The sequence below is a fragment of the Marinobacter alkalisoli genome (genome assembly GCF_045449795.1).
Lineage (GTDB): Bacteria > Pseudomonadota > Gammaproteobacteria > Pseudomonadales > Oleiphilaceae > Marinobacter.
Genome location: NZ_JBJJLB010000027.1, coordinates 165806 through 187296, shown reverse-complemented (window position 1 = coordinate 187296; position 21491 = coordinate 165806). Strand labels below are relative to the sequence as shown.

Annotated in this window: 16 protein-coding genes; 5 read left to right on the top strand and 11 right to left on the bottom strand. The window is 59.1% G+C overall.

Annotation, left to right across the window (positions count from 1 at the left end):
• Window positions 1–75: 75 nt before the first annotated feature.
• Window positions 76–1950 (top strand): putative nucleotidyltransferase substrate binding domain-containing protein, encoded by a 1875-nt coding sequence (locus tag ACJO3M_RS13590; protein ID WP_407001917.1) that lies wholly within the window; start codon window positions 76–78, stop codon window positions 1948–1950.
• On the top strand, window positions 1943–2671 hold the full coding sequence (locus ACJO3M_RS13585; protein ID WP_407001916.1) for a 3'-5' exonuclease: 729 nt from the start codon (window positions 1943–1945) through the stop codon (window positions 2669–2671). Before ACJO3M_RS13590 ends, ACJO3M_RS13585 begins: the two co-directional genes overlap by 8 nt.
• Here ACJO3M_RS13585 and msrB read toward each other — a convergent pair.
• From msrB to ACJO3M_RS13565, 4 genes are all read right to left on the bottom strand, one after another.
• A complete protein-coding gene (gene msrB / locus ACJO3M_RS13580) occupies window positions 2660–3835 on the bottom strand; it encodes a peptide-methionine (R)-S-oxide reductase MsrB (RefSeq protein WP_428922749.1) in 1176 nt (391 codons plus the stop codon). The two genes, ACJO3M_RS13585 and msrB, sit on opposite strands and share 12 nt — an antisense overlap.
• A 118-nt stretch (window positions 3836–3953) precedes the next feature.
• On the bottom strand, window positions 3954–5435 hold the full coding sequence (locus tag ACJO3M_RS13575) for a sensor histidine kinase (protein ID WP_407001915.1): 1482 nt from the start codon (window positions 5433–5435) through the stop codon (window positions 3954–3956).
• A 3-nt stretch (window positions 5436–5438) separates the two neighbouring features.
• Window positions 5439–6149 carry a response regulator transcription factor gene (locus ACJO3M_RS13570; RefSeq protein WP_407001914.1) on the bottom strand — a complete coding sequence of 237 codons (711 nt, stop codon included), beginning with the start codon at window positions 6147–6149 and terminating at the stop codon, window positions 5439–5441.
• An 86-nt stretch (window positions 6150–6235) separates the two neighbouring features.
• Window positions 6236–7216, bottom strand: a complete 981-nt coding sequence (locus tag ACJO3M_RS13565) for an NAD(P)H-dependent flavin oxidoreductase (RefSeq protein ID WP_407001913.1) — start codon at window positions 7214–7216, stop codon at window positions 6236–6238.
• Between the two features lie 115 nt (window positions 7217–7331).
• On the opposite strand from ACJO3M_RS13565, the gene ACJO3M_RS13560 reads away from it, so the two are divergent.
• Window positions 7332–7853: a QsdR family transcriptional regulator gene (locus ACJO3M_RS13560; protein ID WP_407001912.1), complete on the top strand. Its 522-nt coding sequence runs from the start codon at window positions 7332–7334 to the stop codon at window positions 7851–7853.
• 144 nt (window positions 7854–7997) lie between these two features.
• On the opposite strand, the gene ACJO3M_RS13555 is transcribed toward ACJO3M_RS13560, so the two are convergent.
• The 6 genes from ACJO3M_RS13555 to ACJO3M_RS13530 form a co-directional block, all read right to left on the bottom strand.
• A complete protein-coding gene (locus ACJO3M_RS13555) occupies window positions 7998–9413 on the bottom strand; it encodes an aldehyde dehydrogenase family protein (RefSeq protein WP_407001911.1) in 1416 nt (471 codons plus the stop codon).
• A 29-nt stretch (window positions 9414–9442) separates the two neighbouring features.
• A complete protein-coding gene (locus tag ACJO3M_RS13550; RefSeq protein WP_407001910.1) occupies window positions 9443–10549 on the bottom strand; it encodes a zinc-binding dehydrogenase in 1107 nt (368 codons plus the stop codon).
• 256 nt (window positions 10550–10805) lie between these two features.
• A complete protein-coding gene (locus ACJO3M_RS13545) occupies window positions 10806–12608 on the bottom strand; it encodes an acyl-CoA dehydrogenase (protein ID WP_407001909.1) in 1803 nt (600 codons plus the stop codon).
• Window positions 12609–12844: 236 nt separating this feature from the next.
• Complete coding sequence (locus ACJO3M_RS13540) at window positions 12845–14029, bottom strand: acetyl-CoA C-acyltransferase (protein ID WP_407001908.1); 1185 nt, start codon at window positions 14027–14029, stop codon at window positions 12845–12847.
• Between the two features lie 253 nt (window positions 14030–14282).
• A complete protein-coding gene (locus ACJO3M_RS13535) occupies window positions 14283–16376 on the bottom strand; it encodes a 3-hydroxyacyl-CoA dehydrogenase NAD-binding domain-containing protein (RefSeq protein ID WP_407001907.1) in 2094 nt (697 codons plus the stop codon).
• A 259-nt stretch (window positions 16377–16635) separates the two neighbouring features.
• Window positions 16636–17463 carry an IclR family transcriptional regulator gene (locus ACJO3M_RS13530; RefSeq protein WP_407001906.1) on the bottom strand — a complete coding sequence of 276 codons (828 nt, stop codon included), beginning with the start codon at window positions 17461–17463 and terminating at the stop codon, window positions 16636–16638.
• 285 nt (window positions 17464–17748) lie between these two features.
• Between ACJO3M_RS13530 and ACJO3M_RS13525 the strand changes: the two genes are divergently transcribed.
• On the top strand, window positions 17749–18678 hold the full coding sequence (locus ACJO3M_RS13525) for a 2-hydroxyacid dehydrogenase (protein ID WP_407001905.1): 930 nt from the start codon (window positions 17749–17751) through the stop codon (window positions 18676–18678).
• 33 nt (window positions 18679–18711) lie between these two features.
• Here ACJO3M_RS13525 and ACJO3M_RS13520 read toward each other — a convergent pair whose 3' ends face one another.
• The gene (locus ACJO3M_RS13520) at window positions 18712–20064 is read right to left on the bottom strand and encodes a hypothetical protein (protein WP_407001904.1); all 1353 of its coding nucleotides are present in this window, start codon (window positions 20062–20064) and stop codon (window positions 18712–18714) included.
• 199 nt (window positions 20065–20263) lie between these two features.
• Between ACJO3M_RS13520 and ACJO3M_RS13515 the strand changes: the two genes are divergently transcribed.
• A complete protein-coding gene (locus ACJO3M_RS13515) occupies window positions 20264–21469 on the top strand; it encodes a 3-oxoadipyl-CoA thiolase (RefSeq protein WP_407001902.1) in 1206 nt (401 codons plus the stop codon).
• Window positions 21470–21491 lie beyond the last annotated feature (22 nt).

The following is a 21491-nucleotide window of genomic DNA, read 5'->3' as shown; positions in this document are numbered from 1 at the left end:
CGTGGCCCTCTCCGTTCCTCACTGCTATATTGCTTCCTGAGAACGCCAAACGTGACCGCTGCTCAGGGAGACTTCATGCAGGCAGAGCTTATCGACATCCGCAACCATCTGGCCCAGCATGCGCCCTTTGACGAGATGCCGGAAGAGATGCTTGATAAGGTGGTTTCAAGCATCGAGATTTCCTACTTCCGTGCGGGCACGCCCATCCTGGAAATTGGCCAGCGCAATAGCTGGCTGTTCTACGTGCGCAGCGGCGCCGTGGAGGTCTATCGTCGGTCTGGTGAACTTTACAGCCGGATGGGCGAAGGCGAGTTCTTTGGCCAGTTCGGATTGCTGATGCACAAGACCGTACGTTTCCCCGCCAAAGCGATTGAAGACTGCCTGATCTACCGGATTCCTGACACCGTTTTTCAGTATTTGTGGGATAACGACGAGAACTTCGCCGATTTCGCCGACACCGAGGGCCGAAGCCGACTGCGCTCCGCCCTCTCCCGCCGGGAAAAGTCCAACCAACTAATGACCGCGAAAGTCACCCGCCTGATCGCACGGAAACCGGTGACCGCGCCCTGCACCGTGCGTCTTCAGGAAGCCGCACGCATCATGACCGACCAGGGCGTATCGGCACTGCTGCTGATGGACGAGCAGGGTGATAAACCGAAACTCAAGGGCATCATCACCGACCGGGACCTGCGCACCCGTGCCGTAACCGAAGCGCTACCCTCGGAAACGCCGATCAGCGAAATCATGAGCGACGACCCGATCACCACCCGCGCGCGAAGCTTTATCTTCGAAGCCATGCTCACCATGCTGCACAACAACGTGCACCACCTGCCCGTGATGGAAAACGACGAAGTGCGCGGCGTGATTGCCCTCTCGGACATCGTCAAGTATGAGAGCCAGAGCAGTCTGTTCCTGGTCAGCAACATATACCATCAGCAGGACGTCAAAGGCCTGAAAAAGATCAGCCACGAGGTTCGCGACAGCTTTGTGCGCATGGTGAACGAAGATGCCAACTCCCACATGATCGGCAGCGCCATGGCCGGTATCGGCCGCAGTTTCACTCAGCGCCTGCTGGCGTTAGGCGAAGAGAAGTTGGGCCCGCCACCGGTGCCCTACTGCTTCATGGCCCTGGGTTCCATGGCGAGGGACGAACAGTTGGTGGTAACCGACCAGGACAACGCCATGATCCTGGACGACAGCTTTGTGCCGGAAGAGCACGACAAATATTTCCTGGCGCTGGCGAAATTCGTCAGCGACGGTCTGGCTGCCTGCGGCTACACCTACTGCACCGGCGACATCATGGCCACCAACGAAAAGTGGCGCCAGCCCCTGAAGGTCTGGAAATCCTACTTCATGGACTGGATTGACAACCCCAAGGCGGAAGCCCTGCTGAACAGCAATATCTTCTTCGATCTGGACGGTATCTACGGGCGAACCGAATATGCCGAGGAGTTGAAAACCCTCGTGGCGGAGAAAGCGAGCCATAGCCAGCGCTTCCTGGCCATGCTCGCTCGCAATGCCCTGAACCGCACACCACCGCTGGGCTTTTTCCGCACATTCGTGATGGAAGAGAACGGCAAACAGAACAAGACTTTCAACCTGAAGCGTCGAGGTACCGCGCCGGTCTCGGACCTGATCCGTGTCCATGCCCTTGCTTGCGGTTCACGGGCCCAGAATTCTTTCAATCGCCTCAAGGCCATCGCCGAAACCAAGCTGATTCCGGAAGACGGCGTGGGTAACCTGCGGGACGCCCTGGAGTTCATTTCCATCGTCCGCATCCGCCACCAGGCTCTGGCCATCGAGGCCGGACGAGAGCCGGATAACAACGTCCGCCCGGAGGACCTTTCTCCCTTCGAGCGCAGTCATCTGAAAGACGCGTTCCAGGTGGTCAGTAACGCCCAGAAATTCCTGAAGTTCCGCTACAACGCACCGGTGGGTCGGCATGGCTGATGATCCGATAACCCCGATCACCGGAACCGACGAGTCATGGCCCGAACTGTTCGGGACACTGGCAAGCGAGTCCAGGGACCCCCGGCTCAAGGCCTACTACGAAGCCGGCTGCGTCGCCCCGGATACGCCGTTGTCCGAAGCTCCACTGGTCGCCCTGGATTTTGAAACCACCGGGCTGGACCCTGACGAGCATTCCATTGTCTCCATTGGCCTGGTGCCGTTTTCCCTTGATGGTATCAAGCTCGGCGCAGGCCGCCACTGGGTGGTCCGGCCGCAGCTCCCCCTGCATCAGACCTCAATCACCATTCACGGCATCACCCACACGGATATCGACAAGGCACCGGATTTGAGTGACGTCCTGGATGAGATACTGGCGGCCATGGCGGGAAGGATTGTGGTGGTTCACTATCGCAACATTGAACGACCGTTCTTCGATGTGGCCATGAAGTGGCGACTGAACGAAGGCATCCGTTTTCCGGTCATCGACACCATGGCGATCGAGGCACACCTGTATCCCAACCGCCGGCCAACACGGTGGCAAAAGCTGAAGGGCATGAAACCGGTGTCCATCCGCCTGGCTGACAGCCGGACCCGTTACGGGCTGCCCCACTACCCGCCCCATAACGCGCTGATTGATGCCATTGCCACGGCGGAGTTACTGCAGGCCCAGATTCACTATAATTTCAGTTTGGAGACTGCCGTAAAGGACCTATGGTTGTGACGTCGCCACCGGATTATCGCTGTCTGCTTTCACCTCACTGATATACTGGCCATAGCCCTCTTCTTCCATCTGCTCCAGCGGGATGAACCGGAGGGCGGCCGAATTCATGCAGTAGCGCAAACCCGTGGGCGCCGGGCCATCATTGAACACATGCCCGAGGTGCGAGTCCGCGATGGCACTGCGAATTTCAGTGCGGGTCATGAACAGGGAGCGGTCCTCTTTTTCCACCACCACGTCATCCGCAATCGGACGGGTAAAGCTGGGCCAACCCGTGCCGGACTTGTACTTGTCCCTGGAAGAAAACAGCGGTTCTCCGGACACTACGTCCACATATAAGCCCGGGCGTTTTTCATCCCAGTATTCGTTGGCAAACGCCCTCTCGGTGCCATCTTCCTGGGTCACGTAATACTGCTCTTTGGTCAGCATCCGCTTGAGTTCTTCATCGTCCGGCTTCACAAACGACTGCAGATCCCGCGCATCATTCTTCATGGCGCCCTCTTCCGGCTGATACTGGGAGTAATCAACTTCCTGCTCGTCACCCCAGACCTTCTCGATGAACTGGTAACGGCCGGAGTTGAAGGTGTAGAACTTGTACCGCACCGGGTTCTTCTTGTAGTAGTCCTGATGGTATTCCTCCGCGTCGTAAAAAGACTTGAAGGGCACGATTTCAATGGCTACCGGGTCGTCGTAACGGCCGGATTCTTCCAGTGCCTTCACCGATGCTTCAGCAGCGCGCTTCTGTTCTTCATTGTGATAGAAAATGGCGGGCCGATACTGGCTGCCCCGGTCCACGTACTGGCCGTCCACGTCCGTCGGGTTCGCTGTACGCCACAGGGCCTGAAGCAGGCCTTCGTAGGTGATCACATCCGGGTCATAATAGACCTGGACCGCCTCGGTGTGGCCGGTACTGCCGCCAGAGACCTGTTTATAGGAGGGATCTTTCTCGTCGCCACCGCTGTACCCGGATACCGCTTCGACAACCCCCGGCACATTCTCCTCATACATTTCCTCCACGCACCAGAAACACCCGCCGGCGAAGGTGGCTACCGCCAGATTCGGGTCATCGGGGGCGTATTTTGAGTCCATATCGTTGGAAGCACCCACCTGGAAACCGGTCAGTGCTATGGCCGCCGCCATGGACATCAGTAACAGATACCGTTTCATAACCTTAACCTCTTGCCCTTTGATTACTGTGACCAGTCTGCACGGAATTAATCACACCACTTTCTCCAGTTTATTACGTTTGTATAACGCCGGAGAGATCAATGCAGATGCACACGGTTCAGCTTGAGGGCGTCACCGGTAACCGAATACAAAACGAAGCGCCACCGGACGGCAGGTTGGCAACGTCAATATCACCACCCTGGAGGGTCATGATCCTGCGGGCAATGGCCAGCCCGAGGCCGGCATGGCCGCCAGCCCCAGCGGAAGATTCACCGCGGTAGAATGGATCGAAGATGTGGGGCAGGTCCTGTTCCGGAATGCCGGGGCCACTGTCCCGCACACAGACTCCGGGCAGGCCATCTGCCTGCCCGAAGGCCACCTCGATACGCCCTCCGGAGGGGCTGTAGGCAATGGCGTTACCAATCAGGTTATCCAGCACCCGCTCGGTCATGGCCAGGTCCGCGTAGGCCAGGGGCTGGTCCGGATCACCGTTGACGACCAGTTCCAGCCCCCTGTTGCGGGCTTCCGGCCCGTGTTTCTGGACCACGTCATGCACCAGCTCAGCGAGGGGAAAGGGTTCTGGCACCGGCTGCTTTTCCCGGGCTTCCAGGGCCGCCAGCTCGAACAGCTCATCCACCAGACGGCTCAGGCGCCGGCCTTCCTTGAGGGCGATGTCGAGAAAACGGTCCTGCTCGTCCGGGCTGAGACGATCCCGCCGCAGTTTCAGGCTTTCAATATAACCCTGCATGGAGGCCAGGGGCGTGCGCAGGTCGTGGGACACCTGGGCCACCAGTTGGCGGCGCTGGGTGTCTTTTTCCGTCAGTTGCTCAATCTGGGACGCAATCCGGCTGGCCATGTCATCAAAGGTGGCCCCCAGGTAGTCGATCTCGTCCCGGACCACGGGCCGCCTGTCACGCCAGGTATTGGCGGGTTGACGGCTCATGTCGGTGTGCTCGAAATCCTCCACCAGCCGGGTCAGCAAGGTCAGCCGGCGGGTCAGCAGCCGGAATATCGCCAGCCCCGCAATCATCACCACCGCCAGGCTGACCAGCAGGGCCCAGGCGCTCAGTTCCAGCAGCTGGCCACCCCGGGCCATGGTTTCCGCGGCGTCGTATTCCTCGCCCCGCAGCACCACGTAGAGATAGCCTTCCGGGTTATCCGCCGATGGCACGGGGGTCACGGAGAATACCTTCTGCCGGTCATGGCTGCGCGGGTCATCGCCCAGCACGGGGTAGCGGCTCATGTCGTCCATAAGCCGGTGGATGGGGTCCAGCGAGACCTGCTTGCGCTTGATTTTGGCCGGGTCTGCGGAATAGGAAAGGATGGTGCCATCCAGGTCCAGCAAATAGATTTCAATACTGGGGTTGATGGTCATATACAGCGCGAAGAGCTCCTCCAGCGCGCTACGGTCAAGCTCCCCCTCATTGACCAGGTTACGATCCGACACCAGGTTCTTCGCCAGGTCCCGGTGCAGCTCCTGATTCACCGAGGCGTTGTACTCCCGCAATGAGTAGAGGCTGATAAAGGTGTACAGCAGGCCGACCGCCAGTAACAGCAGGAACAGGCCCAGAGCCAGCCGGGTGTAGAGTGTCTTCACCATGGATCAGTCCCGGAAGCGATAGCCCACCCCCCAGACGGTTTCAATAAACTCCGGCCGGGCAGGATCCTTCTCGATCTTGCCACGTAGCCTGTTGATATGGGTGTTGACGGTATGCTCGTAGCCCTCATGGTTGTAGCCCCACACCTTGTCCAGAAGCTGGGCACGGCTGAATACACGGCCGGGGTGACTGGCAAAGTGCCATAACAGGTCAAACTCCCGGGCCGTCAGGTCCACCTCCTGATCCCTTACAAACACCCGACGGCGATCGGGGTCAATGCATAAACCATCGGCCCGCAACTCTCCCGCCCCGACATTACCGGTGTTTTCGGCAGGCGCAGCCGCCATGGCATCCACACGCCGGAACAGGGCCTTCACCCGCGCCGACAACTCGGCCACGCTGAAGGGTTTGGTGAGGTAGTCGTCAGCCCCCATTTCCAGGCCCAGCACCCGGTCCAGTTCGGTGCTTTTGGCCGTCAGCATCAGCACGGGCACATAACCCGGACCGGAGCGGATCTCGCGACAAACAGAGAGGCCGTCCATTCCGGGTAACATCAGGTCGAGAACCACCAGATCAATATCCCCTTCACGAAAACGCTCAAGCCCGGTATCGCCCCGGTCACACAGGATGGGGGTCATTCCCAGGTCCGCCACGTGCATGCGCACCAGCTCGCCAATGCCCGGGTTGTCTTCAATAATCAGTACGTTTCTTGTCATAGGTTCCCGCATGTACACCATCACTGGAAATTCATAGGGTGTCAGACAGTGTATAGCGGAAACTTCACAAATCTGTCACGCCAACATCAGGCTTCCAGACTGCCCAGCAGGCGCTGACGGATAATATTGTCGGCCTCATCCATGATGCGTCCGATCAATTCCTCGCAGCTGGGAATGTCGTGGATCAGGCCTGCCACCATGCCACAACTCCAGGCGGCTTCATCCATCTTGCCTTCCTGCAGTACCAGCCGGCCCTTCACGCCGGTGACCAGGTGGCGGATATCGTCGATGGTTTCGGCCTCGCCCTTTTCTTTCTCGATGCGAACGATTTCTTCCACAGCGGCGTTGTTCATCACCCGCTCGGTGTTGCGCAGGTTGCGCATGATCAACCGGGTCTGCCGCTCGTCCGCCTCAACGATGGCCTGTTTGACGTTGTTGTGAACGGGGGCATCCGTGGTGGCAATAAAACGGGTGCCCATATTCATGCCCTCGGCCCCCAGAGCCATGGCCGCCACCAGGCTGCGACCATCGGCCATACCGCCAGAGGCGACGAACGGAATGGTGAGTTCCTCCGCCGCTCGGGGCAGCAGGATGAAATTGGGAATGTCGTCCTCTCCGGGGTGACCACCACACTCGAAGCCATCCACGCTGACTGCATCACAACCGATTTTTTCGGCCTTCAGGGCATGGCGCACGGAGGTGCATTTATGGATAACCTTGATACCGGCGGCCTTGAGCTGTGACATGTATTGCTCGGGACTGCGCCCGGCGGTTTCCACCACCTTCACACCGCCGTCGATGATGGCCTGGATGTACTCGGGATAGGGCGGCGCCTTGAAGGATGGCAAGAACGTTAGGTTGACGCCGAAGGGCTGATCGGTCATCTCAGCACAACGTGCAATTTCCCGGGACAGGTCTTCCGGGGTAGGCTGGGTCAGTCCGGTGATAATACCGAGACCGCCAGCGTTGGAGACGGCAGCTGCCAGCTCCGCATAGCCGACATGGTGCATGCCACCCTGGATAATCGGGTGGCGAATGCCAAACAATTCGGTGATTCTGGTCTTCATAGCGGGTTTCCTGTTTTGTCGTTAGAATGAAATAAAATACCGATTCGAGGTTGCAGTGACAGAAAAAACAACAACAAGGGCAACGCCAGCGGACGCCTTACGACGTGCGCGGAAGATGTGGCTGAAAGGCGAAAGAATTCACCTGGCGTCACTGTCCGAAGAACTGAATATCGGAAGGGCCACCCTGTTTCGCTGGGTCGGCAACAAGGACTTACTAATGGGGGAAGTGCTCTGGTCACTGTACGAACCCCTGAGGCTGGAAGCCCTTAGCGTGACGCCAGGCCAGGGCGTGGATTTTGTGGTTGGGGTGTACCGGCACATTAACTCCACTCTGCTGCACTCCGAAGCTTTGCGGCGCTTTATCCGTGAAGATCCGGAGTATGCGCTGAAAATACTGACCTCGTCCCAGTCCACCATTCACAGCCGCACCGTGGACGCCAATACCCGCACGCTTCGGGACCAGATAGCATCCGGTCATATCAACCCGCCCCTGAACGTCAACAGCCTGTCCTACTTCATGGTGCGCCTGGCCGAATCCTGCCTGTACAGCGACATCATCAACGGCAGAGAGCCCCGTGATGAGGAGCTGGAAGACGCCTGTACGGCGGTGCGGATTCTGCTTGGCGGGAAGGCCTAGAAGCTGGGGGCTGGTCCCGGGGCGGGGTACCGGGTGCTTCTGTCGGATTACGGCTATCGCCTAATCCGACCTACGTGATAAAGCCCTCGTACACTTCCCGTAGGTCGGATTAGCGAAGCGTAATCCGACACCCTGCTATCAGCCTTACAACTGCAACGACCGCACCTCAAGAAACTCTTCCAGCCCCCACTTGCCAAACTCCCGGCCAATACCGGAATGGCCGAAGCCACCAAACGGGGCCATGGGGTTGAAGGCACCGCCATTAACAAACACCTGGCCGGTGCGCAGTTTGCTGGCAACCTTTTTCGCCTTGTCGGCATCCGCTGACCAGACCGCGCCGGACAGTCCGTACTGGGTGCCGTTGGCGATGCGGATGGCTTCCGCTTCATCGTTGTAGGGAATCACGCACAGCACCGGGCCGAAGATTTCTTCCTGGGCCAGGCGGCTGTCGGGTTTGACGTTGCCGAACACCGTGGCTTTGACGAAGTAGCCTTTGTCGCAGCCTTCCGGCGCTTCCGGGCCGCCTGCGACCAGGGTATGACCTTCCTCGATGCCAAGTTTGATGTAATCGATGACCTTGTCACGCTGTTGCGCCGAGGCCAGCGGACCCAGGCGGGTGGTTTCTTCCAGCGGGTTGCCCGGAGTCATTTTGGCGAAAGCTGCAGCCGCCAGTTCACAGGCTTCATCGTGCTGCTCCGCTGGCACCAGCATGCGGGTTAACGCGGTGCAGGTCTGGCCGGAGTTCAGCAGGCAGTTGTTCACCGTGCCTTTCACCGCTGCCGCCAGATCCGCGTCCGGCAGGATAACCGAGGCGGATTTACCACCCATTTCCAGGGCGATGCGCTTGAAGTCATCCGCAGCCGCATGGGCAATCAGGTTGCCGGTACGGGTGGAGCCGGTGAAAGAGACCATGCGCACGTCCGGGTGCTTGATCAGGGTGTCGCCCACGGTCTGGCCTTCACCGCACACCAGGTTGAACACGCCCTTGGGCAGATCGGTACCGTCCAGGATCTCCGCCAGGATGTAGGCGCTCTGGGGTGCGATTTCCGAGGGCTTGAGCACCACGGTGCAGCCGGCGGCAATGGCCGGTACCACTTTCAGGATGACCTGATGCAGCGGGTAGTTCCACGGGGTTATACAACCCACCACGCCCACCGGCGCATACTGCACTTCCGAGTTACCGGACTGCTCGCTGAACGGGAAGTCCGGCAGCATGTTCAGGTAGGTCTTGGTAATGGTGGCCGGCAACCCGGCCTGGATACCGGTGGCCAGTTTGATCGGCATACCCACTTCGCGGCACACTGTTTCGGCGATTTCGCCAGCGCGCTCTTTCAGCCCTGCGTGGAGCTGTTCCAGCACCTTGATGCGCTGCTCCAGAGTGCTTTCGGACCAGGTTGCAAACGCGTCATCCGCTGCGGCGATGGCCTGCTCCATCTCTTCGCGGCCGGAAGCTGGAACTTTGGCAATCACCTCACCGGTACCGGCTTCGTGCACGTCGATGGTGTCCCCGGCCCAGTTCACCCATTGGCCATTTATGTAGTTCTTGCTGAGATCTTTCATTCGGTCACTCCTGTGTCTCTTTGGAACTGTCACTCGAAGACGATGACGCCACGGGCGTTCTTGCCTGCCAACATATCATCGAACGCCTGGGGTGCGTCATCAATGTGGTAAGTCTGGGTGACAAGTTCGTCGAGTTTGAGTTTGCCAGCCTTGTACAGCCCCAGGATACGGGGGAAATCGTATTGTGGACGTGCGGATCCCAGCCAACTGCCCTTGAGAGTTTTCTCGTCGGCGGGCAGGGTCAATGTGGTGATCGAGGTTTTGTCCTTCGGATCAGAAACACCCACCACCACGGCGGTACCGCCACGGCCCAGGCACTTGTAGGCCTGCTCCACCACCGGGCCGGCGCCAACGCATTCGAAGGCGTAGTCGACGCCGCCGGTGAGTTTCTTCACGGCCTTGGCGCCGTCCTCCACTTCGCTGATGTTGACGGTGTGGGTAGCGCCGAACTCCCGGGCCATTGCCAGTTTCTTCTCGTTGTTGTCGACCGCGACGATCATTTCCGCGCCGGCGGTGACGCAGCCCTGGATGGCGTTCAGGCCCACGCCGCCGATGCCGAAGACGGCCGTTCGGGAACCGGGCTCGACTTTCGCGGTGTTGAATACGGCACCGACACCGGTCATTACGGCACAGCCCACCAGGGCCGCGTTCTGCATGGGCACGGATTCGTCCACCTTGACGCAGTTGTCCACGTGCATGGTGGCGTATTCCGCCATGACGCCACAGGCGCCGAAGACGTTGAGATCTTCGCCATCCGAGCCTTTGGTGCGAACGGTGCCATCGGGCAGGGTAAACATGGCCTTGCGGGCGTTTTCGCAGAGCACCGGGCGGCCACGAACACACTGGCGGCACTTGCCGCACATGGAGATGAAGGAACTGACCACGTGGTCGCCTTCCTTGAAGGCGGTGACGCCCTCGCCCACTTCTATGACGACGCCGGCGGCTTCATGGCCGAGGACCAGGGGCGCAGGGTAAGGAATTTTGCCGGTGGTGGCGGACTGGTCGCTGTGGCAGACGCCGCAAGCACCGATCTTGATAGTAATCTCGTCCCGTTTGGGGCCTTCCACGGTGATGGTCTCTACCTGAACGGGCTGGCCCCATTCGCGGCAGACGACTGCCTTTGCCTTTCTGTCCATTCTGTTTTGCTCCTCAGTTTACGTAGCCTTCCAGCATTGGGGGCTGGTCGCGGGGAGGGGTGTCTTTTCTTATGGGAAAAGAACTCGCTGCGCTCAGACACCTTTGTCCCGTCAGAAAAGACACCCCTCCCCACGACCGTTCTGACAACGTTGGTTTTGTCGGATTACGGCTGCGCCTAATCCGACCTACATGGGGTACCTTGCAAGTAACCGTAGGTCGGATTAGCGAAGCGTAATCCGACAAACTAAACCTCCTCTAGAATTCAGAGTCCTGCATGCCCAGCGCCGTAGTATCCACAGCACTCAGCAACCGGGACAGGCCGAGCACTTTCGGCAACTCATACCGAGCAAAATACTCACAGGCTTTCACCTTACCCTCGTAAAATTCCGCTGTCTGCTCACCGTTTCCTTCCAGTCCGTCTATGGCCTTGATGGCCTGTTGCAGCCAGAGCCAGCCGACGACGGTGTGACCGAATGCCTCCAGATAAAGCGACGCGTTGGCCAGGGCTTTTTCCACATTGCCGCTGGCTTTCTCGGCGTTGATGGCGTCCGTCGCGGTGGCCATGGATTTGACGGCCCGGTCCAGATGGTCAGCACACAACACCAGCCGTTCAATATCACGGGCCTCGGCGATGGTGCCTTCTATACGGCCCATCAGTTCTTCGTAATACCTGCCGCCGGCCATGGAGACTTTGCGACCCAGCAGGTCGATCCCCTGAATACCGTGGGTGCCTTCATGGATGGGATTCAGGCGGTTGTCACGATAGAACTGTTCCACCGGGTATTCCCGGGTATAGCCATAACCACCGTGGACCTGGATCGCCAGGCTGTTGGCTTCCAGACAGAACTGGGACGGCCAGGATTTGATGACCGGCGTCAGCAGATCCAGCAGGCCAGCCGCAAGTTGGCGCTCGCTTTCGGTGGCCCCGTGTTTTTTCTCGTCCACCAGCATGGCGCCCTGCAGACACAACGCCAGACCGCCTTCCACGTAGGCCTTCTGTGTCAGCAGCATACGGCGGATATCGGCGTGTCGGATCAATGGCACTTGTGGGGTGTTGGGATCCTTCTCGCCGACCGGGCGGCCCTGTTTGCGATCACGGGCGTAGTCCAGGGCATGAAGATAGCCGGTGTATCCCAGCATGACCGAGCCCACACCGACACCGATGCGGGCTTCGTTCATCATGTGGAACATCGCCGCCAGGCCGTTGTTGGCCTCACCCACCAGGTAACCCACGGCGCCGTCTTTCTCGCCGAAGTTGAGCATGGTGGAGGTGGTGCCCCGGTAGCCCATTTTATGAATCAGCCCCGCCAGCGCGACGTCGTTGCGTTCGCCCAGACTGCCGTCCTCGTTGACCAGGATTTTGGGCACGATAAACAGGGAGATGCCTTTCACCCCGGGAGGGGCATCCGGCAAACGGGCGAGCACCATGTGGATGATGTTGTCGCTCAGCTCATGGTCGCCGGCGGAAATGAAGATCTTGTTGCCGAACAGGCGATAGCTGCCATCGTCTTGCGGTTCGGCCCGGGTACGCAGATCGCCGAGGGACGAGCCGGAATGGGGCTCGGTCAGACACATGGTGCCGAAGAACCGACCGGCCATCATCGGTTCCGCGTATTTCTTCTGCTGGTATTCGTTGCCCTGGGCCTTGATCAGGTTCGCTGCTGCAATGGTCAGCCCGGCGTAGCCCTGGGTACCCACGTTCGCGCCCTTGAGCAGGCCCACGCACATCTGAGCCACTGCTGCCGGCAGCTGCATGCCGCCACGTTCGTAGTCCTGACCGGCGGCCATCAGGCCGGTATCGCGCAGGACATCCAGGGCTTTTTTCACTTCCGGGCGCATCTCCACCCGACCGTTCTCGAATCGTGGTTCTTCTTCGTCGACCAGGCGGGCGTGAGGCGCAAACTCTTCCGCGGCTACTTTCAGCGACAGGTCCAGTGCCGCCTGTAAGGTTTCCCGGTTGTGCTCGGCATAGCGTTCATAGCCCAGGGTCTGTTCGACTTCGTGGAGTTCGAACAGCTGGAACGCAAGGTCCTGGGTGTTGATGATTTTTTGTTGCATGGCCTCATTACCCTTGGCATGAATTAACACGGTAGCCTGCCAGTCTGGAGTCTGGTCCTGCGGTGGGGATGCCTTTTCTTATGGGAAAAGAACTCGCTTCGCTCAGACACCTTTATCCCGTCAGAAAAGGCATCCCCACCCCATGACCGGCCTGGCTACACAGTTATACCCACTGACATCCGTCGCTGATCATTTCCATGAGTCGTAGGTCGGGTTACGTGGTCAGACTCACCGCCTTAAACCACCTCGAACAAGCCAGCAGCACCCTGGCCGCCGCCGATGCACATGGTAACCACCACATATTTTGCTCCACGGCGCTTGCCTTCAATCAGAGCGTGCCCAGTCAGGCGCGAGCCGGTGACACCGTAGGGGTGACCCACAGCGATGGAGCCGCCATTGACGTTCAGTTTCTCCATGGGAATGCCCAGACGATCGCGGCAGTAAACTACCTGCGAAGCAAAGGCTTCGTTCAGTTCCCACAGATCGATGTCATCCATCTTCAGACCACTGCGCTCCAGCAGACGCGGAATGGCGAAGACCGGGCCGATGCCCATTTCGTCTGGCTCACAGCCAGCCACGGCAAAGCCGCGGAAGATGCCGATGGGTTCGATGTTGTTTTTCTCGGCGTACGTGGAGTTCATCACCGTGCACACAGACGCACCGTCAGACAGCTGCGACGCGTTGCCGGCCGTGACGAACTGATCGTCCCCACGCACCGGATTCAGACCCTGCAGGCCTTCCAGCGTGGTGTTGGGACGGTTGCACTCATCACGGGTCAGAGTGACGTCTTTATGGCTGACCTCGCCGGTTTCCTTGTCTTTCACCATCATGGTGGCATCGAAGGGAACAATTTCGTCGTCGAACTTGCCGGCTTCCTGAGCGGCGGCGGTGCGCTGCTGCGAGATCAGGGCGTATTCATCCTGAGACTCACGGGTAACGCCGTAGCGCTGGGCGACGATGTCGGCGGTTTCAATCATCGACAGGTACAGCTCAGGCTTGTTCTTCATCAGCCACTCGTTGGTGGCATGGAAGCTGTTGAGCTTGTCGTTCTGAACCATCGAAATGGATTCGACACCACCGGCCACCATGGCCGGCACCTTCTCGGAAACCACGCGCTGGGAGGCCATGGCAATGGCCTGCAAACCGGAGCTGCAGAAACGGTTGATGGAAACACCAGCGGTAGTGACCGGCAGACCAGCGCGGATGGCGGCCAGACGCGCCATGTTCTTGCCCTGGGCACCTTCGTGGAACGTCGCGCCCAGGATCACGTCTTCAACGACGCTCGGGTCGATACCCGCACGCTCAACCGCGTGTTGGATAACGTGGCCAGCCAGGTCCACGCTGTGGGTGTTGTTCAGAGCGCCACGGTAGGATTTACCGAGGCCGGTACGGGCGGTGGAAACAATAACGGCATCAGACATAAAAAATTCCTTCGTAAACAGGTAGGTCGGATTAGCGAAGCGTAATCCGACATCAAGTTGAGCTTTCCGCCAGAGTTGTCGGATTACGGCTTCGCCTAATCCGACCTACGGGATCAACCTCAGTTGTAACGTTGGTTCCGGGGTGGGGGGCCTTTTCTGCCGGGAAAAAGNATGTCTGAGCGAAGCGAGTTATTTTTCCCAGAAGAAAAGGCCCCCCACCCCGGGACCGGCCCCCACACCAGCAGAATAGTCTTTAAAGGTCGCCAAACTTCTTGTTTTCGCTGACCAGCTTCTCCAGCAAGGCCGCCGGCTTCCACTGCTCACCACCCAGGGTGTCGTGGAAGTTCTTAACCGTGCTGAGGATAGCGTCCAGACCAACCTGGTCCGCCCAGAACATGGGGCCACCACGGTAGGCCGGGAAGCCGTAGCCATAGATCCACACCACATCGATGTCCAGCGAACGATCGGCGATGCCTTCCTCCAGAATCTTGGCGCCTTCGTTGATCATCACGTACATGCAGCGCTCAAGGATCTCCTGATCGGAAATCTCCCGTGGCGTGATGCCCTGCTCCTTACGGAACTCGGCGATCAGCTGATCCACTTCCGGGTCCGGGATCGGCTTACGGCTGCCTTCCTCGTACTTGTAGATACCAGCCTGGGTCTTCTGGCCCAGACGGTTCATTTCCACCAGCTTGTCCACCCAGCTCGCCGGCACGTCTTCACCGGCATTACGACGCTCTTCGCGGATACGATAGCCCACGTCAATACCGGCCAGATCTGACATCGCAAACTGCCCCATGGGATAACCCAGATCCGTCAGCACCTTATCCACCTGCTGTGGGCTGGCGCCTTCGTTCACCAGCGCCATGGCTTCCGCGCCACGCTTGTGCAGCATGCGGTTGCCGACAAACCCGTGGCAGTTACCGACCAGCACACCGACCTTCTTGATCTTCTTGGCAACGGCCATCACCGTGGCCTTCACTTCATCGGAAGTCTTGCTGCCACGTACGTTCTCCAGCAGCTTCATGACGTTTGCCGGGCTGAAGAAGTGCATGCCCACCACGTCTTCCGGACGCTTGGTGGCAGAGGCAATTTCGTCGATATCCAGGGTGGACGTGTTGGACGCCAGAATGGCACCGGGCTTACAGACCTCGTCCAGCTTGCCGAAGATCTCTTTCTTGATGGCCATGTTCTCGAACACCGCTTCGATCACCATGTCCACATCCTTGAAGGAGTCATAGGTCAGGCTGCCGTTGATCAGCGCCATGCGCTCTTCAACCTGCTGCTGGGTGATGCGACCCTTCTTGGCGGAGTTTTCGTAGTTCTTGCGGATGATGCCCAGCCCCTTGTCCAGGGCTTCCTGCTTCACTTCTACGATGGTTACGGGAATGCCAACGTTGGCGAAGTTCATGGCGATACCGCCACCCATGGTGCCAGCGCCAATGATGCCGACGCTGTTAACGTCACGGACCGGCGTGTCCTTGGACAAGCCCTTCACCTTGGACACTTCCCGCTCGGCAAAGAAGGCATGAACCAGGCCGCCACGCTGCGGAGATTCCATACATTCCATAAACAGTTCACGTTCGCGTTTCATGCCTTCAGCGAACGGCAGGTTGAAGGCCGCTTCCACCGCATCCACGCACTTGAACGGAGAGAACAGGCCACGCGCTTTCTTCTGCAGACCGGCGCGGAACTGGTCGAAAACCTCACTGCCCTTGTCGGCCTCTACCTTGTCAGTCACATCCCGCACTCTGCGGACCGGCTTGCCTTCATCGGCAATTTTCTGAGCGTATGGCAGACCAACGGCCTTGATATCACTACCGTCTTCAACTGCATCGACAATACCCAGAGCCAGAGCGTCTTTGGCGCTCACAAACTCACCGGAGGTGATCATTTCCAGGGCTTTCTGGGCGCCGGTTAGACGCGGCAGGCGTTGGGTACCGCCGGCACCGGGCAACAGGCCCAATTTCACTTCCGGCAGGCCAACTTTGGCACTGCTCAGGGCCACCCGGTAATGGCAGCCAAGGGCGGTCTCCAGACCACCACCGAGGGCGGTGCCGTGGATGGCGGCAATAATCGGTTTGTCGCTGTTTTCGTACTGATCTATAACGGAAGCTAGCCCCGGCTCCTGCATGGGCTTGCCGAATTCGCGGATGTCGGCGCCGGCAATAAAGGTGCGGCCTTCGCAAACCAGCAACAGGGCCTTGGCGTCTGCGTCGTTCTGACCCTGCTCAAGCGCGGCCACCAGGCCGGAACGAACCGCGTGACCCAGCGCGTTCACGGGCGGGTAGTTCACTGTGATGACGCCAATGGCGCCTTCCCGGTTATAAGTTACGACCTCAGACATAATTTCTCCTCGCCTTATATGGAATGTAGTTTTATCAAGCGAAACATAAGTACGATTTAATACAAGTTTTCGGCAGGTTTCAACCATGAATTAAAATGCGGGCATAAAAAACCCCAGAACGAATTCTGGGGTTTTTCGATGGAAGCTCGGGGAGACGGTGGGCAGGGCGTTCCGAAACCGTGCGGAGCCGAGCGTACAGGGACGTATTTACAGCGTGTTTCGGAACGCCCTGCCCGCCGGCTCCTTCACCAGTGCCAAATCAAACGCCAAGCGATTCAATATCGCTGGCCAGCATCGCCAACTGGTGAGCGATGGACTCCCGCAGCTTTTCACCCGAAATCAGATAGGATGGGGCAGCGGCGGCCAGCACCATGATAGTGCCGTCCTGTAGATGGATAGGCACACCTGCCGAGTTGATGTTGCGATCCCATTCGCCCAGGGACAGACAGAAGCCGTACTGCTTGAAATCCTCCATCGCACGATCGAGCCCTTCTTTCTTCTCCGGCCAGACTTCCGGGCCGTACTTCACTTCCATGGCATCATCAATCAGCTTGCGGCCCTTGTCGCTGATGGCACAGTAGTAGGCACGCCCCGCCGAGGTGGTCGCCATCGGCAGCTTCATGCCGATATCCATGCGCAGAAGTGATGCTTCCGGCGGCAGGCGGTTCTCTACATAGATCATATGCAGGCGATCGCGGCAGGTGAGGCCCACGGACATGTTGGTCTGGCGTGCGAACTCATCCATGTAGGGCTTGGCCAACTGGCGCACTTTGAGGTTGGACACGTAGGCATAACCCAGGGCCAGCACGCCGGAGCTGAGCTGGTATTTTTCCAGCTGGGCGTTGTAGCTGAGATAGCCCAGTTTGGTCAGGGTGTAGGTCATGCGGGACACGGTCGGCTTGGGCAACCCGGTAAGCCTGGAGATGTCCTGATTGCCCAGGATAACCGACCCCTGACTGAAAGCACGGAGTACGTCCAGCCCACGGGAGAGCGCCTCTACGAACTTGCGGTCTTTTTCCGGCTTCACCGGCTCACCGTCACCGGAGGCGACCATCAACTCCGGTTTGGTGGTTTCTGCTTTTGTCATAAACTGGCGTCCTCCAACAGCTGCGCCTGATCCGGTGTGCCCGGGGATACCCGGATAATAGTCAGAAAGAAGAAAAGTTGCGGTATTTTAATCGCTGCAGATATCAAGTACCACAAACGATTATCAAAAGTCGTGCCAAATATGAAACACTCTTCCTTTATGTTTCACTTTTCTTCCACCAGTGCGATGCACCACCCCGGGTTTACGGATGTATTTCGGTATATTATTCTGCAAAGCGAAATATAGTAAACAAATTTAATTCACCTGACGATCCCTGGAGAGCACATGAAGGTACTATTTGTAGCAGGAGACCCTAAGCCAGAGCGCTGGACAGTGCCCATCCAGGAGCTGCTTCCGGAGGCCGAGGTTCATGTGTGGGAAGCCAACGGCCCCGCCGTTGATGCCGACTACGCCATTGTCTGGCAGCCACCAGCGGAACTGTTTGAACGTGAGAAGACGCTGAAAGCGGTGTTTAATCTGGGCGCCGGCATCGATGGCTTGCTGGCCGTACCCAACCTGCCAGCCCATCTGCCCGTTGTGCGCCTGGAAGACGCCGGCATGTCCGTGCAGATGGCGGAATACGTGCTGCACCAATTACTGGAAGCCAGCCGAGGCATGGAAACCTATCGGGAACAGCAACGTGAAGGTCTCTGGAAAATTCACCGTCCGATCAAGCGCAGTGAATGGCCGGTCGGGGTGATGGGGCTTGGCCATATTGGCAAACGGGTGGCACGCACTCTTGCCGACCTGGATTACCGGGTCAACGGCTGGGCCCGTAGCGAGCACCAGCTGGAAGGGGTCACCACATTTTCCGGCGCCGACAACCTGTCCGATTTCCTGCAATCGACCCGCGTGCTGGTGAACACCCTGCCGCTGACCGACGAGACCCGGGACATCCTCAACTACCAGCATCTCAGCCAGCTCATGCCCGGCGCCGTGGTGATCAACGTTGGCCGGGGCGAGCACCTGGTGGAGGACGACCTGCTCCGTGCCATCGACGACGGCCATGTGGCACGGGCATCGCTGGACGTGTTCCGCCAGGAGCCGCTGCCTTCGGACCACCCGTTCTGGCAGCGCCCGGATATCACCATCACGCCACATATTTCCGCGCGCACCCTGCGGGACGCCACGCTGGAGCAGATCACCGGCAAGATCCGCGCGCACCATAACGGCCAGCCAATTACCGGCATCGTGGACACCACCCGGGGTTACTGATAACGCCGGGCAATTGCGCCGGTCACGTTGGTATCACCCCATGGCCGGCGCCACCACGAATACACTCCACAACATTAACAGCAATAACGGAATGGACAGTAAGACGAAGACTCCATTCCAGCCAAACGCCACCACCCAGCGGGACACCTGACCAAACCGTGACAGCAACATCACCGCCGGCCCGAACGGCGACAGCATCATCGCCAGGGAGAACCCGATCACCAGGGCCACCGCAATTGGCAATGGATTTACTCCTTCCGCGATCAGTTGCGGCATCAGGCCTGCCTGAACACTCAATACAGTAATCGGGATGATGCCGATGGCCGAGAGCATCGGCATCATCAATAACCCAGCCATCGCCAACAGCAACACACCCAGTTCACCAGAGGCCATGCCTGCCAGGGCGTCCGCCGGAATCACCGCCACCAGCGCCACGCCCAGTCCGGCGGAACCGGCGAAGATGGACATCTCATTGCTCAAGCCCAGCATGTTGTCAGCTGCCTCCCGCACCACCACGGTCGCTGAGCGGTCGTGCCAGAGCATATAAAGGAGGGTTACCACCGGCACCGCCAGCATGGCCGCCACCGATACTTTCAGCTCCGTGAACTGCACCAGCAGGCCCATGGACGTGAAAATGATCAGCACCAGCAACAACAACCGCGCACTTCCGGCCGGCCAGGTTTCCAGTGGCTCACGCTCGCTGCTGACCAGTCGAAAGCGCTTGTGCTCCAATCCCCACCCCACCAGAATTAGCAACACCGCGCTGACAATGCCGTAGGGCAGCAGGCCGGACCAGCTCAGGGTGGGCACCTCCCGGGTAATAATGGCCACCGCAACGCTGGTGGGCGCCACCAGTGGCACCAGCGCGAACCCCCGCAATGTACTGATCAGTACGCTGCGCAACCAGCGCAGGCGCGAGGCGCCGGTAATGCCCCGCTGCCGCAGGGTATCCGCCAGGGTGCCACAGAGCAGGTTCATCACCCCGAAGCTCAGCACCGAGGCAATGCCACAGCTCACCACTGCGTATTTCGGGTACAACAACGCCGGACGACCGCCCAGCAAGACATCGTGTATACGCTGCAACACCTCGAGCCGTCGCACCAGACACTGCATCATCCCCAGGCTTCCCAGAAACGCGGCGTAAAAGGCCGCATTGGAGGCGGCCTTCATCAGATCTTTGGTGCCCAGCTGCCCGACGAAGCCCAGATAGCCAATCACCAGCAGTGAAATCAGGAACAGGTAGCGGGAATAAGCCTGCAACCGCCCCAGCACCAGTACGAAATAAAGTACAAACAACACGCCGGCAAACGCACTGAGATGGGAGCTGGAGAGGCAAAGCGCCACAAGTTCCAGAAAAACCGCGACAGGAACCAGAAAACGGCTCATAACAGATTAGCGCCCCTCGATGATGGTATCGGTTGCATTTCACACAGACCCGGATTAGTCTTTAACAACCAATATACAAAACTTAGTTCCGCTATACGAAACTATATCAACATTAATGACAAGGCAAGCCTGGAACCTTTCTTCATTATAGAAGGAGGACCACAATAGGGACTTGTCTGCTGATGAAACGGGAGATGCCATGAGCGCCTTTATCTACGACGGGCTAAGAACCCCCTTCGGTCGACACGCCGGCGCGCTGGCCAAGGTGCGCCCGGATGATTTGCTGGCCAGCGTTATCAAGGCGTTGGTCGAGCGCAACGCATTTGCCGCGGAAGCCTACGAGGATGTTATTGCCGGCTGCACCAACCAGGCCGGTGAAGACGCCCGCAACCTGGCCCGCCATGCCGGCCTGATGGCTGGCCTGCCCGTCGAAACCGGCGGCCTGACCGTCAACCGTCTGTGCGGCTCCGGCCTGGCAGCCATCATCGACGCTTCTCGGGCGGTTCGCTGTGACGAGGGTGAGCTGTTTGTAGCCGGTGGCGCGGAAAGCATGAGCCGCGCTCCGTTCGTCATGGCCAAGAGTGAAAGCCCGTTCAGTCGCGACTTCCGCGCCTTTGACAGCACCATCGGTGCACGCTTTCCCAACCCCCGCATTGAAGCGGAGTTCGGCGCGGACACCATGCCCGAAACCGCCGACAACATTGCCCGGGAGCTGAACCTGAGCCGAGAGGCGGTGGATCAGTTTGCCGCCCAGAGCCAGGCCCGCTACGACGCCGCCCTGAAAGACGGCTTCTATAATGAAGAGATACTTTCCATTGAGGTGCCCCAGGGCCGGAAAAAACCACCGGTCAGCGTGAGCAGCGATGAACATCCACGCCCCCAATCCACGGTGGAAGCACTTTCAGGTTTGCGCTCACTGTTTGACGGTGGCGTGGTGACTGCAGGCAACGCCTCCGGCATTAACGATGGCGCCGCCGCCCTGATCATTGGCTCCCGCGAGGCCGGCGAAAAGGCCGGAATCCGGCCACGGGCCCGCATTGTCTCCGCAGCCATTGCCGGGGTGCCACCGCGGGTTATGGGTTACGGCCCGGTACCGGCCAGCGAGAAAGCCCTCGCCCGCGCGGGTCTGGGCATCAACGATATGGACGTGATCGAGATTAACGAGGCCTTCGCAGCCCAGGTTCTCGGCTGCACCACCAAACTGGGCATTGACCCGACCGATTCCCGGCTAAACCCCAACGGCGGCGCCATTGCTGTTGGCCACCCCCTGGGGGCATCCGGCGCACGGATTGCATTGACCGCCACCCGACAGCTTGAGCGCAGCGGCGGGCGTTACGCTTTGATCAGCATGTGCATTGGCGTCGGCCAGGGCATCGCCGCTGTGATTGAACGGGTTACCAATTGAAAGAGCACCCGATTGAAAGAGC